The 18714-nt window shown below is 47.7% G+C and carries 12 protein-coding genes and 1 other annotated feature; of the genes, 8 read left to right on the forward strand and 4 right to left on the reverse strand.

Going from position 1 to position 18714, the window contains the following annotated elements; translation table 11 throughout:
• Positions 1-161: 161 nt before the first annotated feature.
• Positions 162-400 (reverse strand) — a binding site (T-box leader).
• A 108-nt stretch (positions 401-508) separates the two neighbouring features.
• Complete coding sequence (locus V2546_RS11110; protein WP_329752345.1) at positions 509-1843, reverse strand: ATP-binding protein; 1335 nt, start codon at positions 1841-1843, stop codon at positions 509-511.
• Positions 1844-2110: 267 nt separating this feature from the next.
• A complete protein-coding gene (locus V2546_RS11115; protein WP_329752346.1) occupies positions 2111-3433 on the reverse strand; it encodes an acetyl-CoA hydrolase/transferase C-terminal domain-containing protein in 1323 nt (440 codons plus the stop codon).
• A 296-nt stretch (positions 3434-3729) separates the two neighbouring features.
• On the opposite strand from V2546_RS11115, the gene V2546_RS11120 reads away from it, so the two are divergent.
• Positions 3730-5466, forward strand: a complete 1737-nt coding sequence (locus V2546_RS11120; protein WP_118515212.1) for a phospho-sugar mutase — start codon at positions 3730-3732, stop codon at positions 5464-5466.
• Positions 5467-5682: 216 nt separating this feature from the next.
• On the opposite strand, the gene V2546_RS11125 is transcribed toward V2546_RS11120, so the two are convergent.
• Complete coding sequence (locus tag V2546_RS11125) at positions 5683-6630, reverse strand: LysR family transcriptional regulator (protein ID WP_329752347.1); 948 nt, start codon at positions 6628-6630, stop codon at positions 5683-5685.
• A gap of 220 nt (positions 6631-6850) precedes the next feature.
• Here V2546_RS11125 and V2546_RS11130 point away from each other — a divergent pair, with 220 nt between their 5' ends.
• The 7 genes from V2546_RS11130 to V2546_RS11160 all read left to right on the forward strand — a co-directional run bounded on the left by V2546_RS11130 (position 6851) and on the right by V2546_RS11160 (position 17132).
• The gene (locus V2546_RS11130; protein WP_329752348.1) at positions 6851-8287 is read left to right on the forward strand and encodes an amidohydrolase; all 1437 of its coding nucleotides are present in this window, start codon (positions 6851-6853) and stop codon (positions 8285-8287) included.
• Positions 8288-8326: 39 nt separating this feature from the next.
• Positions 8327-8647: a nucleotide pyrophosphohydrolase gene (locus V2546_RS11135; RefSeq protein ID WP_215703533.1), complete on the forward strand. Its 321-nt coding sequence runs from the start codon at positions 8327-8329 to the stop codon at positions 8645-8647.
• A 218-nt stretch (positions 8648-8865) separates the two neighbouring features.
• Positions 8866-9114 carry a hypothetical protein gene (locus V2546_RS11140; protein ID WP_118298924.1) on the forward strand — a complete coding sequence of 83 codons (249 nt, stop codon included), beginning with the start codon at positions 8866-8868 and terminating at the stop codon, positions 9112-9114.
• 110 nt (positions 9115-9224) lie between these two features.
• Positions 9225-10244 carry a Wadjet anti-phage system protein JetD domain-containing protein gene (locus tag V2546_RS11145; RefSeq protein WP_329752349.1) on the forward strand — a complete coding sequence of 340 codons (1020 nt, stop codon included), beginning with the start codon at positions 9225-9227 and terminating at the stop codon, positions 10242-10244.
• Positions 10245-10303: 59 nt separating this feature from the next.
• The gene (locus V2546_RS11150; RefSeq protein ID WP_329752350.1) at positions 10304-11914 is read left to right on the forward strand and encodes a hypothetical protein; all 1611 of its coding nucleotides are present in this window, start codon (positions 10304-10306) and stop codon (positions 11912-11914) included.
• A gap of 3 nt (positions 11915-11917) precedes the next feature.
• Positions 11918-12664, forward strand: coding sequence for a DUF6063 family protein (locus tag V2546_RS11155; protein WP_118298927.1), 747 nt, complete (start codon positions 11918-11920; stop codon positions 12662-12664).
• Positions 12657-17132, forward strand: coding sequence for a hypothetical protein (locus tag V2546_RS11160; RefSeq protein WP_329752351.1), 4476 nt, complete (start codon positions 12657-12659; stop codon positions 17130-17132). The genes V2546_RS11155 and V2546_RS11160 overlap by 8 nt, the downstream gene beginning before the upstream one ends.
• 318 nt (positions 17133-17450) lie before the next feature.
• On the opposite strand, the gene V2546_RS11165 is transcribed toward V2546_RS11160, so the two are convergent.
• Entirely contained in the window at positions 17451-18527 is a 1077-nt protein-coding gene (locus V2546_RS11165; RefSeq protein WP_329752352.1) for a P1 family peptidase, read from the reverse strand.
• Positions 18528-18714 lie beyond the last annotated feature (187 nt).

Below are 18714 nucleotides of genomic sequence, written 5' to 3' on the forward strand. Positions count from 1 at the left end.
GATCCTCCTAAGTATAGTAAATGTGTGATGTTCAGTGCCACCGCATGGAAACACTGAGACTTTTTACTGATCGAAATCCGTGAGAAATGGAGCAATACGCTTCACTTCCGGCATTTATGCGATATTTAAGCGAAAAAAAAATCTCCCCATGCATTGCTGCATGAAGAGACGATGATTTTCACCGCGTTACCACTCTGATTCGTCCATAGAAGACGCTGCTTTACAGGGTACCGGCCGGATACCCTTTCCCTGTAACGGGAGAACCCGTTTCCGCCTACCGTTCAATTTCAGCGGAACCGCTCAGAAGCGAGTTCGAACTGTTTCATCCCGCCGTGCTCCCAGCAACCACGGCTCTCTGTGGGGAATCCTGCAGCCTACTATTCTTCGTCTACGCGTATTTCGATTTTTTACGATATCATTTTACTGCTTTAATGTAAGATAGTCAAGAAAAAGTTTGAAAAATTACAGTGAACGATCGAAATTGCCCGGAAACATTTTGCTATTTCTATCATGACTCCGCAGACGGAATTAAGATCACCGATGCGTAGAACATCCCGTTCTTCCATTCAAACCGTGCATCTCCATGGTGCCGTTCAGCGATGAGACGGATAGACTGGGTACCTATGCCGAGGCCACTGTGCTTTGTGGAGAGAAAACGCTTTCCTTCGAGAACTGGAGGCTTTCTGCAGGGATTGTCCACCGTGATGGCTATGAGGGAGGTGCCGGTCTGGCGGATATGGACCTTGATCGCGCCGCTTTCATTGTTTTCCCGACATGCGTCCACCGCGTTTTCCAGTAAATTTCCCAAAAGCACGCAGAATTCCGGTTCCGGGACCGGTATTTCCTTTTCCATCTGTGCCTGGATCTCCAGAGCAGTTCCGGCTTTTTCTGCAATCTGCGCGTAGTAGCCAAGGATCGCGTTGACAGCCTGATTTTCACAGTAAGCAGGCAGCCATTCCGGCATCATATGTTTCCGGAAGGACGCGAGATAGTCTGAGATCGCGTCAAGATCTTTGTTCGCTGCGTATCCCGAGAGCACCGTGAGATGCTGACGGAGGTCATGACGGGCGATCCGCGTCTCATCGATGGAGCGTTGGAGATTGCGGTACTGGGCACTCTGGAGCTGCAAAAGCTCATTTTCCCTCAAAAGTCTCGTATTCTGGTTCATCTCCGCTGCCATCAGGTAGAACATAAAATAGAAGAGCAGGAGGAATATCAGGAGTGCCAGAATTAAAATCGGGTAAAACTTCATGACCCGGTTCGTGTAGAGCGTCTCATAGTAGCGCGGACGGATCAGGCGGTTCAGCAGGAAGAAGGCCGCCGGGAATACCCAGAATATATACCAGGTCTTCGCCATTTCGATATCGTCCACCAGCCATTTCGCGGCATGGGTTGCCGGATACCATACGATGACCACGATGAGAACGGAGAGCAGTAGGTGGATCCCCGCGCCCGGAAGCGTGAACAGACCGGAGGTGTTCGTCCGGTCAATGAGGGCATCTGCGACGAGTGTCAGGTTTGTGATGCAGGAGAAGACCGCGCAGACGGCGGTCAGGATACTGAACGGCTTCCAGAGGGCGAGATCACAGACCCGATGGAAGAATACCGCAAACAGGATAAAGGACGGCAGGACCCAGAAGTCTCTCGCAATCCCGAAGTCTGCGCAGACGAGGCCTCCGGCGAAAGCCCAGAGGATCGAGAGCGGGATACCGGTGAGAAAAATATTCAGCGGTTTTATGCGGAGCCGGTCCTGAACCGGAAGAAAGCAGAGAACCGCACAGGGCACCATGGAAAAAAACTCCAGAAAATACCGCATGACAAGGGACCAGAATGGGCTGTTCATACTCAACAATCTCCTCTCGTTTCTATATGTTCCATTATAACAAAGTTTTACTGTCCTGAAAGTACAACTCATGCAGGATTTTGACATCTTGTGCAGGGATGAGAAGTTTTAGTATACACAGAAAAAACGTCTGTGATGGAGCAGGTAGATCCTTGTCAATGAGGCAGGAGTCTTATATGGTTGAGATAAAATCTGCGGCAGAAATCCGGTGAGTGGAATATCATCGGATTCTGCCGCAGATTTTTTCAATATGGAACTTTTTATTTTTTAGTGGAACGCCTCTTTTGCATACTGCTCCAGTTCATCCCTGAAATCCGGGTGCGCGATCGCGATCATGGCCTCGGCGCGCTCTCTTAAGGTCTTTCCGGAGAGATTTGCGATCCCGTACTCGGTTGCAACACTCTGGATCATGGTACGCGGAGCGGATACGGTGGAGCCGCCCGGGATGAACGGAACGATGTTGGATTTTAAGGTGCCGTCCTTTGCCTTTCTCGCGGAGTTGATGCAGATGTAGCCTTTTCCTCCGACGGAACGATAAGCGCCCTCAAGGAAGTCCATCTGACCGCCGATGCCGGAGAGCTGTCGGGTTCCCGCGGACTCTGCATTCTCCTGTCCCATAAGGTCAAGCTGTACACCGCCGTTGATGCTGATGACGTTCTTCATGGTTCCGATGCGCTGTGGATCATGGACATAATCGAGGTCAGCCGGATGGAAAAGCTTCGGATTTTCTGCGATCCAGTCATAGAACTCCTGGGAGCCCATTGCGAGGTTCCATGTGGAGAGACCGGTGTCAAATTCTTTCTTTGCATTTGTGAGCTTTCCCGCCTTCCAGAGATTTAAGTAGGCATCGCTGATCGTACCGGTGTGGCAGCCGAGATCCTTGAGATCGGATTCCGCCAACATGTTCGCGACAGTGAACGGAACGCCGCCGACGCCGAGAGATAGAACCGCGCCGTCCGGAATCTCGTTTACGACGAGCTTTGCGATCTGGATATCTGTCTCAGACGGAGCTTTGTAGGTTCTTACCGGAAGCGGCTCATGAGCGCCTTCTACGATATAATCCGCCTCGGAGAGATGGACACGGTGGGAACCGTCCACACCCTGAAGCTTCGGATAATGTTCATTGATCTCAAAGATCACAGTTCTTGCACTCTCAAACATGGTTCTCCATGCGAAGTTTGAGATGCCGAGACCGCAGTAGCCGTTCTCATCCGGGGCAGATACCGGGACGAAGGCAACGTCTGTCCGGATATAGCGCTGGCGGTAGAGCGTCGGGAGAAGGCGGAGTACCACAGGCATGAATTTTACGAGACCGCGGGTCTGAAGCTTGCGCTCATAGTCGCCGATATGCCAGCTGTAGTAGGAGAAGCTCTCCTGTTCCGGATCAGCCTCAACGACCTCAATGCGCGGGCGGATCACAAGACCGCCGCGAACTTTCACATCTTTTAAATGACCTTTTCTTGCGGCGAGCGCCTTGTCAAGAAGCTCCGGATATCCGCCGCCGAATCCATAGTCGACCCAGTCACCGTCTTTTACAGCAGCCGCAACGGCAGCTTCTGCAGTCACAAATTTACTTTTAAAATTTTCCATATGTAATCCCTCACTATATAATATTTTCGGTAAAACATGAACGATACCATATATGTTCATTATAGGAGTTTTTTCGGTATGAAACAAGTAGATTATTGAGAGTTATGATATTGAATGGATATGGATCATATCAGAAAAAAATATATTTTATTCTGAATGCATGATCCGATCCTTCACATTTCGGATCGGAAACAACTTTATTTTTCGTCCAAGATGTAATATAATAAATTTATATTGCAGGCGGCAGAAATTACCGTTTCTGCCAAAAGAAAATAATGCATGAGGGGAGTCAAAACATGAAGGATTACATGAAGATCTACCAGGAATGGCTTGCCAATCCGTACTTTGACGAAAAGACGAAAGAAGAGCTTCGCGCAATCGCGAACGATGAAAACGAAATCAAGGAACGTTTCTATATGGATCTGGAGTTTGGTACCGCAGGACTTCGCGGAATCATCGGTGCCGGAATCAACCGTATGAATATCTATACAGTCCGTCGCGCGACTCAGGGACTTGCCAACTATATTATCAAACAGGGCGGAGCAGACAAGGGCGTTGCGATCGCGTTTGACTCCCGTCATATGTCCCCGGAATTTGCCATGGAGGCTGCAATGACACTCGCCGCAAACGGCATCAAGGCGTATAAATTCGAATCCCTGCGCCCGACACCGGAACTGTCCTTCGCAGTCCGTGAGTTAGGCTGCATCGCCGGCATCAACATCACCGCGAGCCATAACCCGCCGGAATACAATGGATATAAGGTATACTGGGAGGACGGCGCACAGTTCACACCGCCGCATGATAAAGGGGTAACGGCTGAAGTTCTTGCGATCGAGGATCTCTCCACCGTGAAAACGACGACCGAGGAAGAGGCGTTAAAGAGCGGAAAATTCCAGGTGATCGGAAAAGAGATCGATGACAAATATATCGCCCAGGTAAAAGCCCAGGTCGTAAATCAGGAAGCGATCAACCGCATGCAGAAAGACATCACAATCGTCTACACACCGCTTCACGGAACCGGAAATATCCCGGCCCGCCGCGTTATGAAAGAGATCGGCTTCGAGAATGTCTATGTTGTGCCGGAGCAGGAACTTCCGAACGGAGATTTCCCGACCGTAAGCTACCCGAACCCGGAAGCCGCCGAGGCATTTGAGCTTGGCTTAAAGCTTGCGAAGGAGAAGAACGCGGACCTTGTTCTTGCAACGGACCCGGATGCAGACCGTCTCGGTGTCTATGTAAAAGATACAAAGTCCGGTGAATATATCCCGCTTACCGGAAATATGTCCGGCTCCCTGTTATGTGACTATGTGTTAAGCCAGAAACAGGCAGCAGGAAAGATCCCATCTGACGGCGAGGTCGTAAAGTCCATCGTTACCACAAATCTGGTTGACGCCGTTGCGAAACACTATGGCTGCAAGCTTGTCGAGGTTCTGACCGGCTTCAAGTATATCGGTCAGCAGATCTTAAAAGAAGAGACAACCGGCAAGGGAACCTATATGTTCGGTATGGAGGAGAGCTATGGCTGCCTGATCGGCACATATGCCCGTGATAAGGACGCGATCTCCGCAACTGCCGCTCTCTGTGAGGCTGCCGCTTACTACAAGGAAAAGGGCATGACCTTATGGGATGCGATGGTCGCAATGTACGAGAAGTATGGTTACTATAAGGATACCGTAAAATCCATCGGCTTAAAAGGAATTGAGGGACTTGCGAAGATCCAGGAAATTATGGAGAACTTCCGCAAGAACCCGCCGAAGGCACTTGGCGGTTACGAGGTAACTTCTGTCCGTGACTACAAGAAGAACACGATCACAGAGGTTGCGACGGGCGAAGTAAAGGAGACAGGTCTTCCGGAGTCCAATGTTCTTTACTATGATATGAACGACGGCGCATGGCTCTGCATCCGTCCGTCCGGAACTGAGCCGAAGATCAAATTCTACTATGGCGTTAAGGGAACCTCCCTTGATGATGCTGAGGCGAAGTCCAAAGCCGTCGGTGATGAGCTGATGGGCATGGTGGATAAGATGATGTAAGATCCCATAGTGTGGGGATAAGCGCAGGGAAGATGCTGCGAAACGATTAAGATCGAGTGCCTGAGGATCTGGCTGTGAAAAGCAGTGAGACTTGGGCAGAAAAGAAAAGCTCCCGGATGGGAACCGCATGTTATAGATATGATGTGGTTCTTTTCGGGAGCTTTTTTATCGCAAACGACTGCACCCGGTACGCGAAGGTGCCAGGCTTTGTTTCCTTTACAGGCGGGAGAGTTCAGCAAGGTACATCTGGGCTGCCGGGGAGAGGCGTACACGATTGCGGAAGATGCAGGAAGCAACAAGCTTACGATCGTGCCCGCTCTCGGGCCACAACCACTCCGGAACCGGAAGCGCGGTGATCTCAGGGGAATTTTCACGGTCATGAAGCGGAGCAATGCCGATCCCGATCGAATCCGTCTGCTCGACGATGCTGTAAAAAGAAGCACGGCTGTTCACATAGGTAATCCCGGAGAGCTGATCCTGACGGATAAGAGACTGGATTCCGTTCAGAATGCTGCTTTCTGCAGAAATCTGGGATGCCGCTTCGGCGGAATGCAGAACAAAACTGTATTGATCGAAAAGCTCCGGAGTCAGTGCATTTGGATCCTTCAGAACCGGATGGGCATTCCGGCAGAAAAGCTGAAGGGAAGAGTGAAACAGGATCTGTTCTTCCAGACTGCGAAGAGCCAGAAGCTCCTGTACCTTTTCGGTTTGGGATTCCGGATACACGATGAAACCGATATCTGCATGTCCGGCATCGAGTTCCCGGATGACTTCGTGTCCTGCCAACTCGCGGTAAAGAAGGCGGAATGTCCGATCGTGCTGATCAGAAAAGGCATGGATCGTCTTACTCAGGGCATCATTCTCGGGAAAACAGCAGTCTGCAGCAATCCGAAGACGGCAGGAGTCCGGGTGCTCCCGGAATGTCTGGCGGAACTGCTCTGCATGTTCAAGGAGATCCCGGCTCATATCGAGAAACAGACGTCCGGATTCCGTCGGGATGATCCCTGTTTTTCCGCGGGTAAAGATCGTGATCCCGTATTCTTTTTCTGTCTCACGGAGAACTTTACTCAGGTACGGCTGGGTCACAGACAGCTGCTTTGCGGCCGCCGATAGAGAGCCGGAGTCGGAGATCTCGAGGAGATATTGCATGTTTTGAAGGTTCATTTGGAGGTAGCTCCTTTGTTGTAAAAAAATCATAAAAATAGTATAATTAAGTCTATACGAAAACAATGAATCTGTCAAACAGGAGAGATGTGGAAAGTCAGCAGTAAAGTCTGCTGCTACCGCTGCAACAGATGGAAATACGACTTGAAAAATTTTTGCTCGTGAAGAGCAGTCAGACAAAAAAACAATGAAAGGAAGATCCGGATCCCGGACAGAAGCGATGGATAAAAAAGAATTTGTTTTAAAAGCAGTTGCGGACAAAAAAGACCTGATCGTCGAGGTGAGTGACAAAATTTTTGATTATGCGGAGACAGGCTTTCATGAATTTAAGACCGCAAAACTCTACGAGGATGTTCTGAAAAAAGAAGGATTCCAGGTGAAAATGGGAGTCGGCGGCATGCCGACGGCATTTAAAGCTACATATGGAACAGAAAAGCCGGTGATCGGATTTTTAGCGGAATATGACGCTCTTCCGGAGCTGTCCCAGGAAGGCGGCTGCACGATGAGAAAGAAAGCCGAAGGGGAGAACCCGGACGGACATGGCTGCGGCCACAACCTGCTCGGTGCGGGAGCCATGGCGGCAGCGCTTGCAGTGAAAGCGTATCTTGAGGAGCATCCGGAAGCGGGAAGCGTGGTCCTTTTTGGATGCCCGAGCGAGGAAAAAGGCGACGGCAAGGCGATCATGGCAAGAGAGGGAATCTTTGACGGCGTGGATGCGGCGTTCACCTGGCATCCGGGCGATAAGAACGAAATCTGGTCGGAGTCCACTCTGGCGAATGTCAGCGTCTTCTTTAACTTCAAAGGTGTGACCTCCCATGCAGCGGCAGCTCCGGAACTCGGAAGATCTGCGCTGGATGCGGCGGAACTCATGAGCGTCGGCGTCAATTATCTTCGGGAACATATCATCTCTGACGCGAGGATCCACTACGCGTACCGTGATGTCGGAGGAATCGCCCCGAATGTTGTCCAGGGACACAGCCGCGTCCACTATTTCATCCGCGCGCCAAAGTCCTGGCAGGTAAAGGAAATATACAGGCGTGTGGTTGATGTGGCAGAAGGCGCTGCAAAGATGACAGGGACTGAGATGACATATGAGCTCTATGCAGGTCTTTCCGATTACATCCCGAACCATGTACTCTCGGAAGTTCTTCATGAGTCCATGGAGGAGATCGGCGCTCCGGCTTACGATGAGGCGGATTTTGCGCTGGCATCCAGATTCTTCCATGAGACCGCGACGCCGGAGGAACTGGAGGCAAAGCGAGCGTCCCTGCGGAAACTCTTCGGTGCAGATCATCTGGATGAGATCGAAGCCCGCCCGCTCCACACCCAGATCTCTCCGCTTGTATGGACTGGAAAGGTCCAGGCGGGTTCCACCGACGTCGGCGATGCCAGCTATGTGATCCCAACGGCGATGTGTACCACGGCGACAGCGACTCTCGGCACTGCCGCCCACACCTGGCAGATGACCGCACACGGCAACACGGAGATCGCCCACAAGGCAATGTTAAATGCGGGTGAGGCCATAGCATTGGCCGCCTTAAAGACCATGGAAAGCCCGGAAATCTTAAAGAAAGCCCACGACGAATGGCTGGCCGAGACAAACGGCATCTACGAATGCCCGATCCCGAAGGAGATCGGACCGAGGCTGGAGGATTAAGGGAGCTGCGTGCACAATCGAAAATAGAGGAGCAATACGATGAGACAGGAAACCATAGACAGGATCCGAAAATTCACCGATGACCGCGACTGGAACCAGTTCCATTCTGCTGCCAATCTGGCAAAATCCATTGTCATTGAGGCAGCAGAACTTCTGGAATGCTTTCAGTGGAGTGATGAGGAGTATGATCTTCAGCATGTGAAAGAAGAGCTGGCAGATGTGATCGTCTACTCACAGAACCTTTTAGACAAGCTGGGGCTGGATGCAGATGAGATCGTGAATATGAAAATGGGGATGAATGAGAAAAAGTATCCGGTGGAAAAGGCGCGGGGGAAGTCTGCGAAGTATGATCAGTTGTAGGGACTAGAGAAGAATGCTGCAGGGCTGCCATACAGCGTGGATTGGCTGCCGGCGGATCTTGGAGTTGTGGGGAAGATTGAGAAGTGGATGGAGAAAGAAATCTGATAAATTTTTTTGCTTTCGATATGCAAGACCAAATTATAGGACACCTAATGTGATATACTGTGTCTCAAAGAGGTACAGAAAGTCAAACATATGGAAAATAGGAGGACTATGAAATGGAAAAAGACAAAACATGCAGGGATATTTATTTTGAAATGAGATCCATGAACCGGCATCTGCAGAGAGTGGGAAATATTGGGATGCTGGCGTTGCTCTTAAAGTTGTCGGAGGGCCTGGAAGATGACAAAAACGGAAAACGTCTTTTAAAGGCGGCTGCGATTCTTGTCGGCGTTGTGGAAGTGCTGCTGTTTCAGGAGGCAGTAACGGATTGTATAAAAAAGAGGAATGGCGAAGCAGACGACTGAGTGCCAATGGAAAAATATCCATAGGATCCTGCGAATCTGCGGATAACCCGATCGGGCAGATGGTGATGGATTCAGAAAATATGGAAAGAAGAATGCAAAGGAATCTCTGAATGAAGAAACACAAAGTATACCTGCAGGACCTGCTCAATGAGTATCCGGAGTCGGAAGACTATCAGAAATTCTATACATATGTGATGGAGCTGATCAGGAGAGACGAGCTTGTTCCGATGAAAAATGCGAAGAGCAACGGCCGGAGACCGGCGCTTCCGCTCAGCTTCTGGAAATATGAAGATAAAACGGATTATACGGATATCTATGAGGAACTGAAGTATAAGTATCATCCTCTGATCAATACTTCCTATTACAGGAACCATCCGGAATGCTATGAGACGGACAAGGAGAAACTTCAGATTCTGAGTGATTATCTGAAAGATCATTCCAAACTGCTTGATATCGAGGAGACGATGAATGAGCGGAGCTTCGAGATCTTCCGTCGGGAAAAGTTTTTCCAGAGAGAGGGCGGTCTCGAATTTTGCAGGAAAATTGGGATCAGTCGGGAACAGCTGGCATTTTATGAGACTTCTGAGCCGCTCTCTTATTATTCCCGGTCCAAACAGACCCCTCAGAACATTCTGATCGTGGAGAATAAAGACACATTTTTTGATATCCGGCGCTGTATGAATGCGGGGCATGACCGGATCCTTGGAAAACAGTTTGGTACTGTGATCTACGGGGCAGGAAAAGGAATCTGGAAGACGTTTGCGGATTATGTGAATGGGGCAGAATCCTATTTCCTTGGGGATAATGAATTGTTCTATTTCGGAGATCTTGATTATGAGGGGATTCTGATCTATGAACATCTTCTGGAGCAGAAAGAGTACCAATGGGACAGGCAGGGAAATGGCAGTGCCGGAATGATCCAACTTTTCCGGAAAGCATACGAGGCGATGCTGGATAAGGCGCTTCAGATTGGTTTTTCAGCTCTTCCTGACATGAAGGAAAAGCAGAATTCGAATATTGGAACGGTATTTCTGGATGTGTTTGATGAGGAGAGAAGGAGACAGATCCATGAAATCCTGTCAGCAGGAAAATATATTCCACAGGAAATTCTAAATGAGCATGACTGGTAGCCAACCGACAGAAGAGATACGGAAAGGTTATGATAAATGAACAAAACTGGTGATAAAAGATGATCGAGAAAGATTTTTTAAAGAATTTTGAGCAGCGAATGAAATTTGTCGGGAGGTATGCGTTGCTCTGCAGCAACAGCTTTGGAAAGCAGCAGTGGAAGGATTACGGCATAGAGACGCGGGATGCGCAGATGAATATGTTGTTTACACTGCTGCTTTTTATCATGGAGTATTCTTTGCGGGAAGAAAACTGCACGATGGACGATATTGCGGCGTTCGTGGAGGACATCAGTTACGAGTACCATGCGAAAAAGCTGAGCTTTGAGCAGAGTCGGGACTTTGCGAGGTTTATGGTGGAGGATATCCTTGGAAACAGCGGTTCTTCCATGTATTTTAAGGCTTTTGACTATGAAAAACGGACATATAAGGAAATCAACATCCGTTATATCGACAACAAGGTCGTGTATCTGGAGAGTGGCGTCAGAAGAACATCCTATTACCTGACGGACGAGGGTTACAATATGATGCTCTCCACGATGGAAATGGAAAATAATCTGAAACTTTCGGTCCATGAAATGCTCTTTAAGCTGCATCTGGAAAAGGCAGATTATAACAGGGCTGTGGAAGATATCAAAAATATCTTCAGTCAGCTTAGAAAACAGAGCCAGAAGATCGAGGAGGCAATCCTGTCGGTCCGGAGAAATGCGTTGGCTTATTCAGTAGAAGAATATGGGCAGCTGGTGGAGGACAACATCAACACTGTAGTCGAGACAAGAGAAAAATTCAATCTTCACAGGCAGTTTATCGACGAGAAAATTGAAGAATTTGAAGAAAAACAGATGAATGCGGAAACATTCACGGAAAAAGAAAAGGGCAACCTGAACAATCTTCGTGTGATCGGAAGATATCTGACGCAGACTCTGGATGAACACCAGAGAATCCTCGGTCAGCATTTTGATCTGAAGAAATTATATGATGAAGAGCTGGAAAATTACTCGAACATGACACTGGTCCAGCGGTTTCCGTTCCGGAGCGATGTGTATGATAAGGTATTAAAAGATGTCTCGCTCCTGAAAAATGTTGATAAAATTTTTAGTCCGTTATTTACCGGACGGGTGGGGAAGATCTTTAATCCGGAGAAAATGCTGGAATATCAGAAAAAGTTAAAAAAAGCGGATGTGGAAGACGAGACCGTGGAGCTGGATTTTGATGAAGAGGAGTACAATCGGGAGAAAGAAGAGCGAAGGAAAGAACGGATGAAAAAATATGAGGGCTGTGTGAAGGGAATCCTGGAACAGCTTCTCAAATATAAAGAAATGACGCTGGAAATCTTAAATACGGTGTGTACAGAAGAAGAACGGACACAGCTTCTTCCGACTGCAGAGATTTTTCGCGAGGTGATCATCGAATTCCTGACAGCGGGCACAATCGATATCGGAGCACTTCAAAATGAACAATCGGATTATCTCATGGATGCGTCAGATGGGTTTGTACTGAATGAGATGTTACTTGGTCTGATGGAAGACCGGGAATTCCGGAAAATCGGAAAGATGTTTATTTTCCCGATGGAAGACAGTGCGCATGTGTACTTTAAGAATGTAATGGATGAAAACGGAAACAGAAGAAATTTCAGATGTTCCAACGTGGGATTCCGGTATGAGGAGAGATAGAAGATGGCATACGAAGCAGAGATGATCACATACAGCCAGAAAATATTTTATTATCTTTTGTGCCACGGGGCACTGAGTGACCTGGATGCGGGAGTCAATGATCTGTACCGCGCGTATGTGGAACATGAAGAGGTCATGAATCTCGTGAAAAATCAGGCGGAAATTGCAGACTGCAGAATCGAGCGGTACGGGACGACGATCTATCTGATGCCGGATATCGACAATAAATACCTCGGTTTTACGAAGGCAGACCTGAAAAAAGAATTATGTAAACCGAATGCTACAGACCGGGATTATTATCTGGCACAGTTCGTAATCCTGACGTTGTTGGTGGAATTTTATGACGGACAGGGAAGTACCAGTAAATCCAGGGAATTTTTAAAACTCGGGGAGCTGCAGAATCTCGTATCGGAGCGTCTGAAAGCAGGACTTGCGCTTGAACAGGAACGGGAACAGGATGGAACAAATCTTTACACAGAAATGTATGAAAATGTCCTGGATTACAAGAGTATGAGCGAGGCCTATGAGTCCTTAAAAAGCGCGGAAACGGGAAGCAGGTCAAAGTATACAAAGGAAGGCTATGTGAGCATTATCTGTGAGTTTCTCGATCGGCAAGGGTTGATCGTTTTCGTCCGGGAAGATGAGATGATCAAGACGACGGCAAAGCTGGACAACGTGATGGAGTATAAGATCCTGAATAAAGAAAACTATGCAAGGATCATGGAGGCATTGGGGGAAACATATGAGTAAGATAGCGAGGATCCGTATTTTAAACCTGAACTATAACAATAACACCATCAAAATTGATGACGAGATGTTTGACTTCAATGGTCAGAACACACTCATCTCCCTGAGAAACGGCGGCGGAAAAAGCGTGCTGGTACAGATGATTGTGAGCCTTTTTGTCAACCGCTCATATCGTGATTTCGGAGACCGGCCGTTTAAGAGCTATTTTACGACGAACCGGCCGACATTTATCATGACAGAATGGATCCTGGATAATAAAGCCGATCGTTTCCTGGCAGGTATGATGGTCAGGAAAAACCAGCGGGAAGACAATGACGCGGAAGAGCTGGAAATGTACACTTTTACCGGCAATTATTCAAAAGCCTGCAGCTATGATATTGAGAATCTTCCGGTCATCAGACAGGAAGGTAGCAAAAAGATCCTGAGGGGATTTTCTGAATGCAAAAACCTGTTGGAGGAGATCAGTAAAAGTGAGTCGAGAAACTTTCGGCTGTATGACATGACCAGCTCCTATGGAAGAGGCCAGTATTTTAATAAACTTCGCGAGTATCAGGTCAACAATAAAGAATGGGAGAGCATCATCCGAAAGGTCAACCAGAAGGAGTCGGGACTTTCAGAGCTTTTCCAGAATGCCAAAGATGAGAAGAATCTGGTGGAAAACTGGTTCCTTCGCCCTATTGAAGATAAATTAAACCAGGAAAAGAATAAGACGGATGAGTTCCGGAAACTTGCGTTCCAGTTTATTGAACAATACAAGAGTAATCAGTCGAAAATTCAGCGGAAAGGGATCATTGAACAGTATTTTGAGGACACGAAGCCATTGAAAGTCCAGATCGATGATTATGTTCAGAAAGATCATGATGCAGCGGCTCTCAGAACAGAGATGATCCTTTATGTGAAGGCGCTGCAGAGAGAATTGAAGCGGCTGGAGACGGAAATTGCTGCCGGACAGGAGAAAATAGACCAGATCAAAAGGGAACAGAGACGGATCGTTTATGAGGAGCTCTCATATGGAATTTACATTGATGAGGACCGGAAGACAGCACTCCTTGCGAAGAGAACACAGCAGGAGACGGCGATCACAGAGCTGACCTATCGGAAAAATCAGTTGACACGGGAGATCGACCGGTATGATCTTCATAAGCTCTATCAGGAATTAAAGGATTTTGAACGTCAGAAGGCTGAGGTAGATGCAAAGCTGCAGGTGCTTTTACAGAAGACGGAAGAATCAAAGGATGAGATCGGAAAGATCGGAAGTCAGCTGTATGCGCTGTATTCCGGGAAGGCAGAGAAGCTGGAGAAACAGAAGAAGCGGGAAGAAGAAAATCGTGTCGAGACTGAAAATACGAAAAAGGAAGTAGAGAAGGAATTCGGTGAAAATGAGCAGAAGATCCGAAAATTAGGCGTAGATATCGGTGCATTGACTTCAAGAGTGAAAAGCTTTGATGAGGTGGAAGACACCTTTAACAGAGAATTCAGTGCAGATCTGAGACGAAATATCGTAGGTCTTTATGTGGATGGTGCACTGGAGATTTTTCGGAAAGAAATGGAAGCAGGGCATCAGGAAAAGAAAAATGAATCGGCAAAATATGCCGGAAAACTTCTCGAGCAGGAACAGACACAAAAAAGACTTTCCCGGGAAATAGTGGATGGAAATTTAAAAGCCAACGATCTCGCACATCAGCTGGACAGTCTTTCTAAGAAACTTCTGGATCTGGAGAAACAGAAGAATGAACGCCTGAGAATCATGAAGTATGTCGGCATGGATGAAGCCCATATGGATCAGAAAAATCTGATTCTGGATCAGCTGGACGGAAAGATGAAAGAGCTGGACATGGAAAGAGACAGTCTGATCCAGAAAAAAGCCGCTCAGGAGAAACAGCTCCGGCAGCTGAAGGAAGGAAAAACGACAGAGCTTCCGGAAAATATCAGGACCTACCTGGAACAGAACGGAATCGACCCGGTATACGGAATGGAATGGCTCACGAAAAACGGACGGACGGCGGCAGAGAATGCGGAGCTTGTAAAGAAAAATCCGTTTATTCCGTATTCTGTTGTGATGGAGCGGGCGGATTTTGAACGGTTCAGAAAGAATGAGGAGGAACTGTATACGAGCTTTCCGATCCCGATCATCATAAAAGACGAACTGGAACAGGAGCGGCAATCTGTGGATGCGAGATTTGCAGTCTATGGAAATGTGCATTTTTATGTCATGTTCAATACACATCTTCTTGATCGGGAGGAGCTGGAAAAGATTCTGGAGACGATCAGGAGGAAGATTGAAAGTCTGAAAAAGTCAATCGGGGACAAGGAATCGGACCTGGAAACCTACCGAAACTACAGGAGTAAAATTGAAAGTCAGACGTTCAGTACCACTTTGTATCAGCAGACAGAAAAAGAGATTACGGATCAGAAAAAAGAGAGTGAATCAGTGAAAGAACGTCTCCAGGAGATCCGGCGGGAGCAGGGCAGACTGGATGAAGAAAAAGAAGAGACGAAAAAGCTTGCGGAGACGGTGAAACGGCAGATCGATAAGCTGAACAGGGAGAAGCACCAGTTTGATATTCTCTGCAAAAAATATGAGCAGTACGAGACAGAGCGGACGAGTCTGGAACGCCTGAACAAGGAAAATACAGAATTGACGGCGAAAGAAAGTGCTCTTAAGATCAGAATGATAGAGCTTCAGGAACAGGAGATTGGACTCCGGGCGCTGGTGAAGGAAATTTCGGAGCAGATCGACCGTGTGCAGAAACAAAAAGAAAAATTTGAAACTTTTGCTGAAACAGCCGGAAATCATGAACGTACCGGTCAGGAATCTGCGGATCCGGCAGAACTGGAAGCGAGATATTATGCACTGACGAAAGAAATATCGGATAGTGTCGATGAACTTCGAAAAGCGCAGAATGACTGGATCGGAAGAATCCAGGGGAAAAAGAAAGATATTCAAAAGAAAAATGAGGACAGCCGGATTACGGAGGAGGAGTACCGGGAACTGATCTGCCCGGAAGAACAGTATGACAGCTGGAAATGTCAGAAAAAGCAGACAGAAAAAGAGCTGAATCAGGCAGTTGAAAAGAATGTCAGTCTGGGAGAACAACTGGGTGTTTTGAAACATCAGATCGAGACCAATATGAAAAACCTGAAAAAGGAAACGGGATTTGATCAGCCGGTCGATCGAAAGACGATTACAGACATAAACTTTGAAGAACGCTGGAATTTACAAGAATATGATCTCAGGACAGAGCTGCAGAAGCAGTCGCGTCTTCAGGAGAGAAATATCCAGCTGTCTGCACAGGTTGCGGTTGTAGCGGAATATGAGGATGAGATGCTTCCGGAAGCTGAAATGCTCACGCAGACAGAAGAGGGGCAAGAGGATGCCTTGACTGCCATCCAGGCACAGATTCCGGATATCCGAAATGCGGAGATCGAGGCTGTTAAAACGTATCAGAAAGAGATTCGCAGAAAAATGGCGGAGATTTCCAAAGCTCTGGATCAATGCAGACTCAGCATGTCAGAAATGATCCGCGAGATTGCGTCCGGTAAAGAGTACGCGGATGATTATTTCAGGAAAACGTTTGACAGCCTGCTCTCGCAGACTGCCAGTCCGCAGAATCTGTCCCGTCAGTTTGAGCTGAACCGCCAGGCATACGAAAATCAGCTGGAAAAACTGAAGATCGACCTTGCGCATATCGATGATGAGCAGAAAAATCTGGAAATGATGTTCCTGGAATACATTGAGCAGATCAATGCGAATATCGGCATGATTGACAAAAATTCTACGATCTCTGTGCGCGGCAGAAGCCTCAAAATGCTGCGAATCCAGGTACCGGACTGGGAGACGGAAAAAGAGCATTTCCGCCTGAAGCTGCATGATTATTTTGAACATGTGGTGAAAATGGGAATCGAGACGATCGAGAAGAATGAAAATCTGACGGAGTTCCTGGGACGGGTGATCACGACGAAAAAGCTGTATGATGACATCGTAGGAATCCAGAATGTGAAGATCCGGTTGTATAAAATCGAGGCGGAACGGGAGGTTGCGATCTCCTGGTCCGAGGTATCGGCAAACTCCGGCGGCGAAGGTTTCCTGTCCGCATTTGTGATCCTGACCTGTCTCTTAAGCTATATGAGGCGGGATGAGACCGACATCTTTAATTCCGGCGAGGAAGGAAAGGTCCTAATCATGGACAACCCGTTTGCGCAGACAAACGCGGAACATCTTCTGAAACCGCTGATCGAGATGGCGAAAAAGACGAACACGCAGCTGATCTGCCTTTCTGGGCTCGGAGGCGATTCCATCTATAACCGGTTTGACAACATCTATGTACTGAAACTCATCGAATCCAGCATCCGAAATGGAGTGCAGAGAGTTGACGTGACCCACGTGAAAGGCGATGATCCCAAAAGGATGGTATTATCAGACTTCAAGATGGAACAGATAAGTATGTTTGATATGGATTTTGAAGGGTAGGGATTTTCTGCACTGAAAATTCCGTATGATACTGTCGCGGCAGCAGATTTTTCCGATTCAGGATGCGAAGCATCGGCAAAATCCAGTTCCAGTACACAGGCGAAAAGGGCGTGTGTACTGGAACTGTTTGATATGGAGGCTGAGGAGTGGGAAACAGCGCGTTGCTTTCCGTAGTATCGGTTTTCTGTTATGATACTGGTAACGGAGGTGCACGAAATGGAGACAAGATGTTGGAAGCATAGATAGCTTTCTTATGCAAAGCATGTCAAAAGAAAGAAGCACCAGAACCGGTGCTATGCCGGAAATGGTGCTTCAAGTCTATTTTGAGGTTTCGACTTCCCTGTCGTTAAGATATTCTGCAAGGCTGTAATACAACTCTCCCTCTCTTCCACGTGTCTGTTTTGCAGCCGTCATGGAATTTAGGATCGCTTCCTGTTCAGCTTCCGCTGCAGCGAGAAAAGCCCGGTTGATCACATGCTCCGGAATTGCTGATATCTGGAGAAGTTCCTCTTCGCGACCGGATGGGATCCGATTTGCGGTTGTAAAGCCGATCATGACTTCTCCGCTTCCATGTCCCGTATAGCCGCCGGTTCGTGCGATGCCAACTCCTGTTCTTTTCAGAATCCGTTTGAGCTGACGGCTTGTCAATGGGAGATCCGTAGCCAGAATGCTCATGATCGAACCTTTATCTTCTTCGGATGCAGCCATATCATTCTTTTCCTGCTTCCATTCCAGAATTTTTGGACCAACAGCCTCTCCGTTGAGTACAAAATCTTCGGTTGCACCAAAGTTTGACTGAACCAGAACGCCGATGGTGTATTCCTTTTCACCAATACAGATCACGCGGGATGCAGAGCCAATTCCACCCTTCATGCCGTAGCAGATGGTACCGGCACCGGCACCGACATCCCCCTCTTCGAACTCCTCGGCAGCAGTCTCAAAAGCCTGTCGCACTTCTTTTTCACCAACTGCACGTTTCTGGATCTGGTTGATCCGGCAGTCATTACACTCGCCAACGACCGGATTGATGCTCATGGGTTCCAGCCCATCGTTCTGGCATTGTTCGATCACGATACCGGCAAGTGCATCCCAAACCTTTCCGACATTTAATGTATTTGTAAGGGCAATCGGTGTTTCAAGAGTCCCAAGCTCTTCTACCTGTACCAGACCGGCACTTTTCCCAAAGCCATTGTGGACATAGGCTGCTGCCGTATAGTGATTTGCAAATGCATTATCCGGTCCAGGGATGATCACGGTCACACCGGTATGATTTTCTTCCGTGTTCACAGTACAGTGTCCTACCAGTACACCAGGTACATCCGTAATCGCATTTCTTTTTCCTGTTTTCACTCTTCCGGGTACAATTCCGAAGTCCCGAATCCGTTTTTTCTCCACGTTGATTTCCTCCTTGGATTTTGTCGGCTATTTCTAATGATTGTATCATAGTTTTTGAGAAATAAAAACAGGATGGGGGAAATTAGTGATTTAATGACATCAATCTACAAGGATGACAAAAAAACGGCAAAATAAAAGTAAGGGTGAATACAAGACAATCAAAAAAGCAATCGTAAAAAAATACGAT

Origin of the sequence: Clostridium sp. CM74B_53 (genome assembly GCF_036318045.1) — a bacterium.
Lineage (GTDB): Bacteria > Bacillota > Clostridia > Lachnospirales > Lachnospiraceae > Pilosibacter.

Excerpts from the sequence above, each read along its gene's own strand:
- V2546_RS11110 (WP_329752345.1), bottom strand. The coding sequence starts at position 1,843 with ATGAACAGCCCATTCTGGTCCCTTGTCATGCGGTATTTTCTGGAGTTT.
- V2546_RS11115 (WP_329752346.1), bottom strand. The coding sequence starts at position 3,433 with ATGGAAAATTTTAAAAGTAAATTTGTGACTGCAGAAGCTGCCGTTGCG.
- V2546_RS11120 (WP_118515212.1), top strand. The coding sequence starts at position 3,730 with ATGAAGGATTACATGAAGATCTACCAGGAATGGCTTGCCAATCCGTAC.
- V2546_RS11125 (WP_329752347.1), bottom strand. The coding sequence starts at position 6,630 with ATGAACCTTCAAAACATGCAATATCTCCTCGAGATCTCCGACTCCGGC.
- V2546_RS11130 (WP_329752348.1), top strand. The coding sequence starts at position 6,851 with ATGGATAAAAAAGAATTTGTTTTAAAAGCAGTTGCGGACAAAAAAGAC.
- V2546_RS11135 (WP_215703533.1), top strand. The coding sequence starts at position 8,327 with ATGAGACAGGAAACCATAGACAGGATCCGAAAATTCACCGATGACCGC.
- V2546_RS11140 (WP_118298924.1), top strand. The coding sequence starts at position 8,866 with ATGGAAAAAGACAAAACATGCAGGGATATTTATTTTGAAATGAGATCC.
- V2546_RS11145 (WP_329752349.1), top strand. The coding sequence starts at position 9,225 with ATGAAGAAACACAAAGTATACCTGCAGGACCTGCTCAATGAGTATCCG.
- V2546_RS11150 (WP_329752350.1), top strand. The coding sequence starts at position 10,304 with ATGATCGAGAAAGATTTTTTAAAGAATTTTGAGCAGCGAATGAAATTT.
- V2546_RS11155 (WP_118298927.1), top strand. The coding sequence starts at position 11,918 with ATGGCATACGAAGCAGAGATGATCACATACAGCCAGAAAATATTTTAT.
- V2546_RS11160 (WP_329752351.1), top strand. The coding sequence starts at position 12,657 with ATGAGTAAGATAGCGAGGATCCGTATTTTAAACCTGAACTATAACAAT.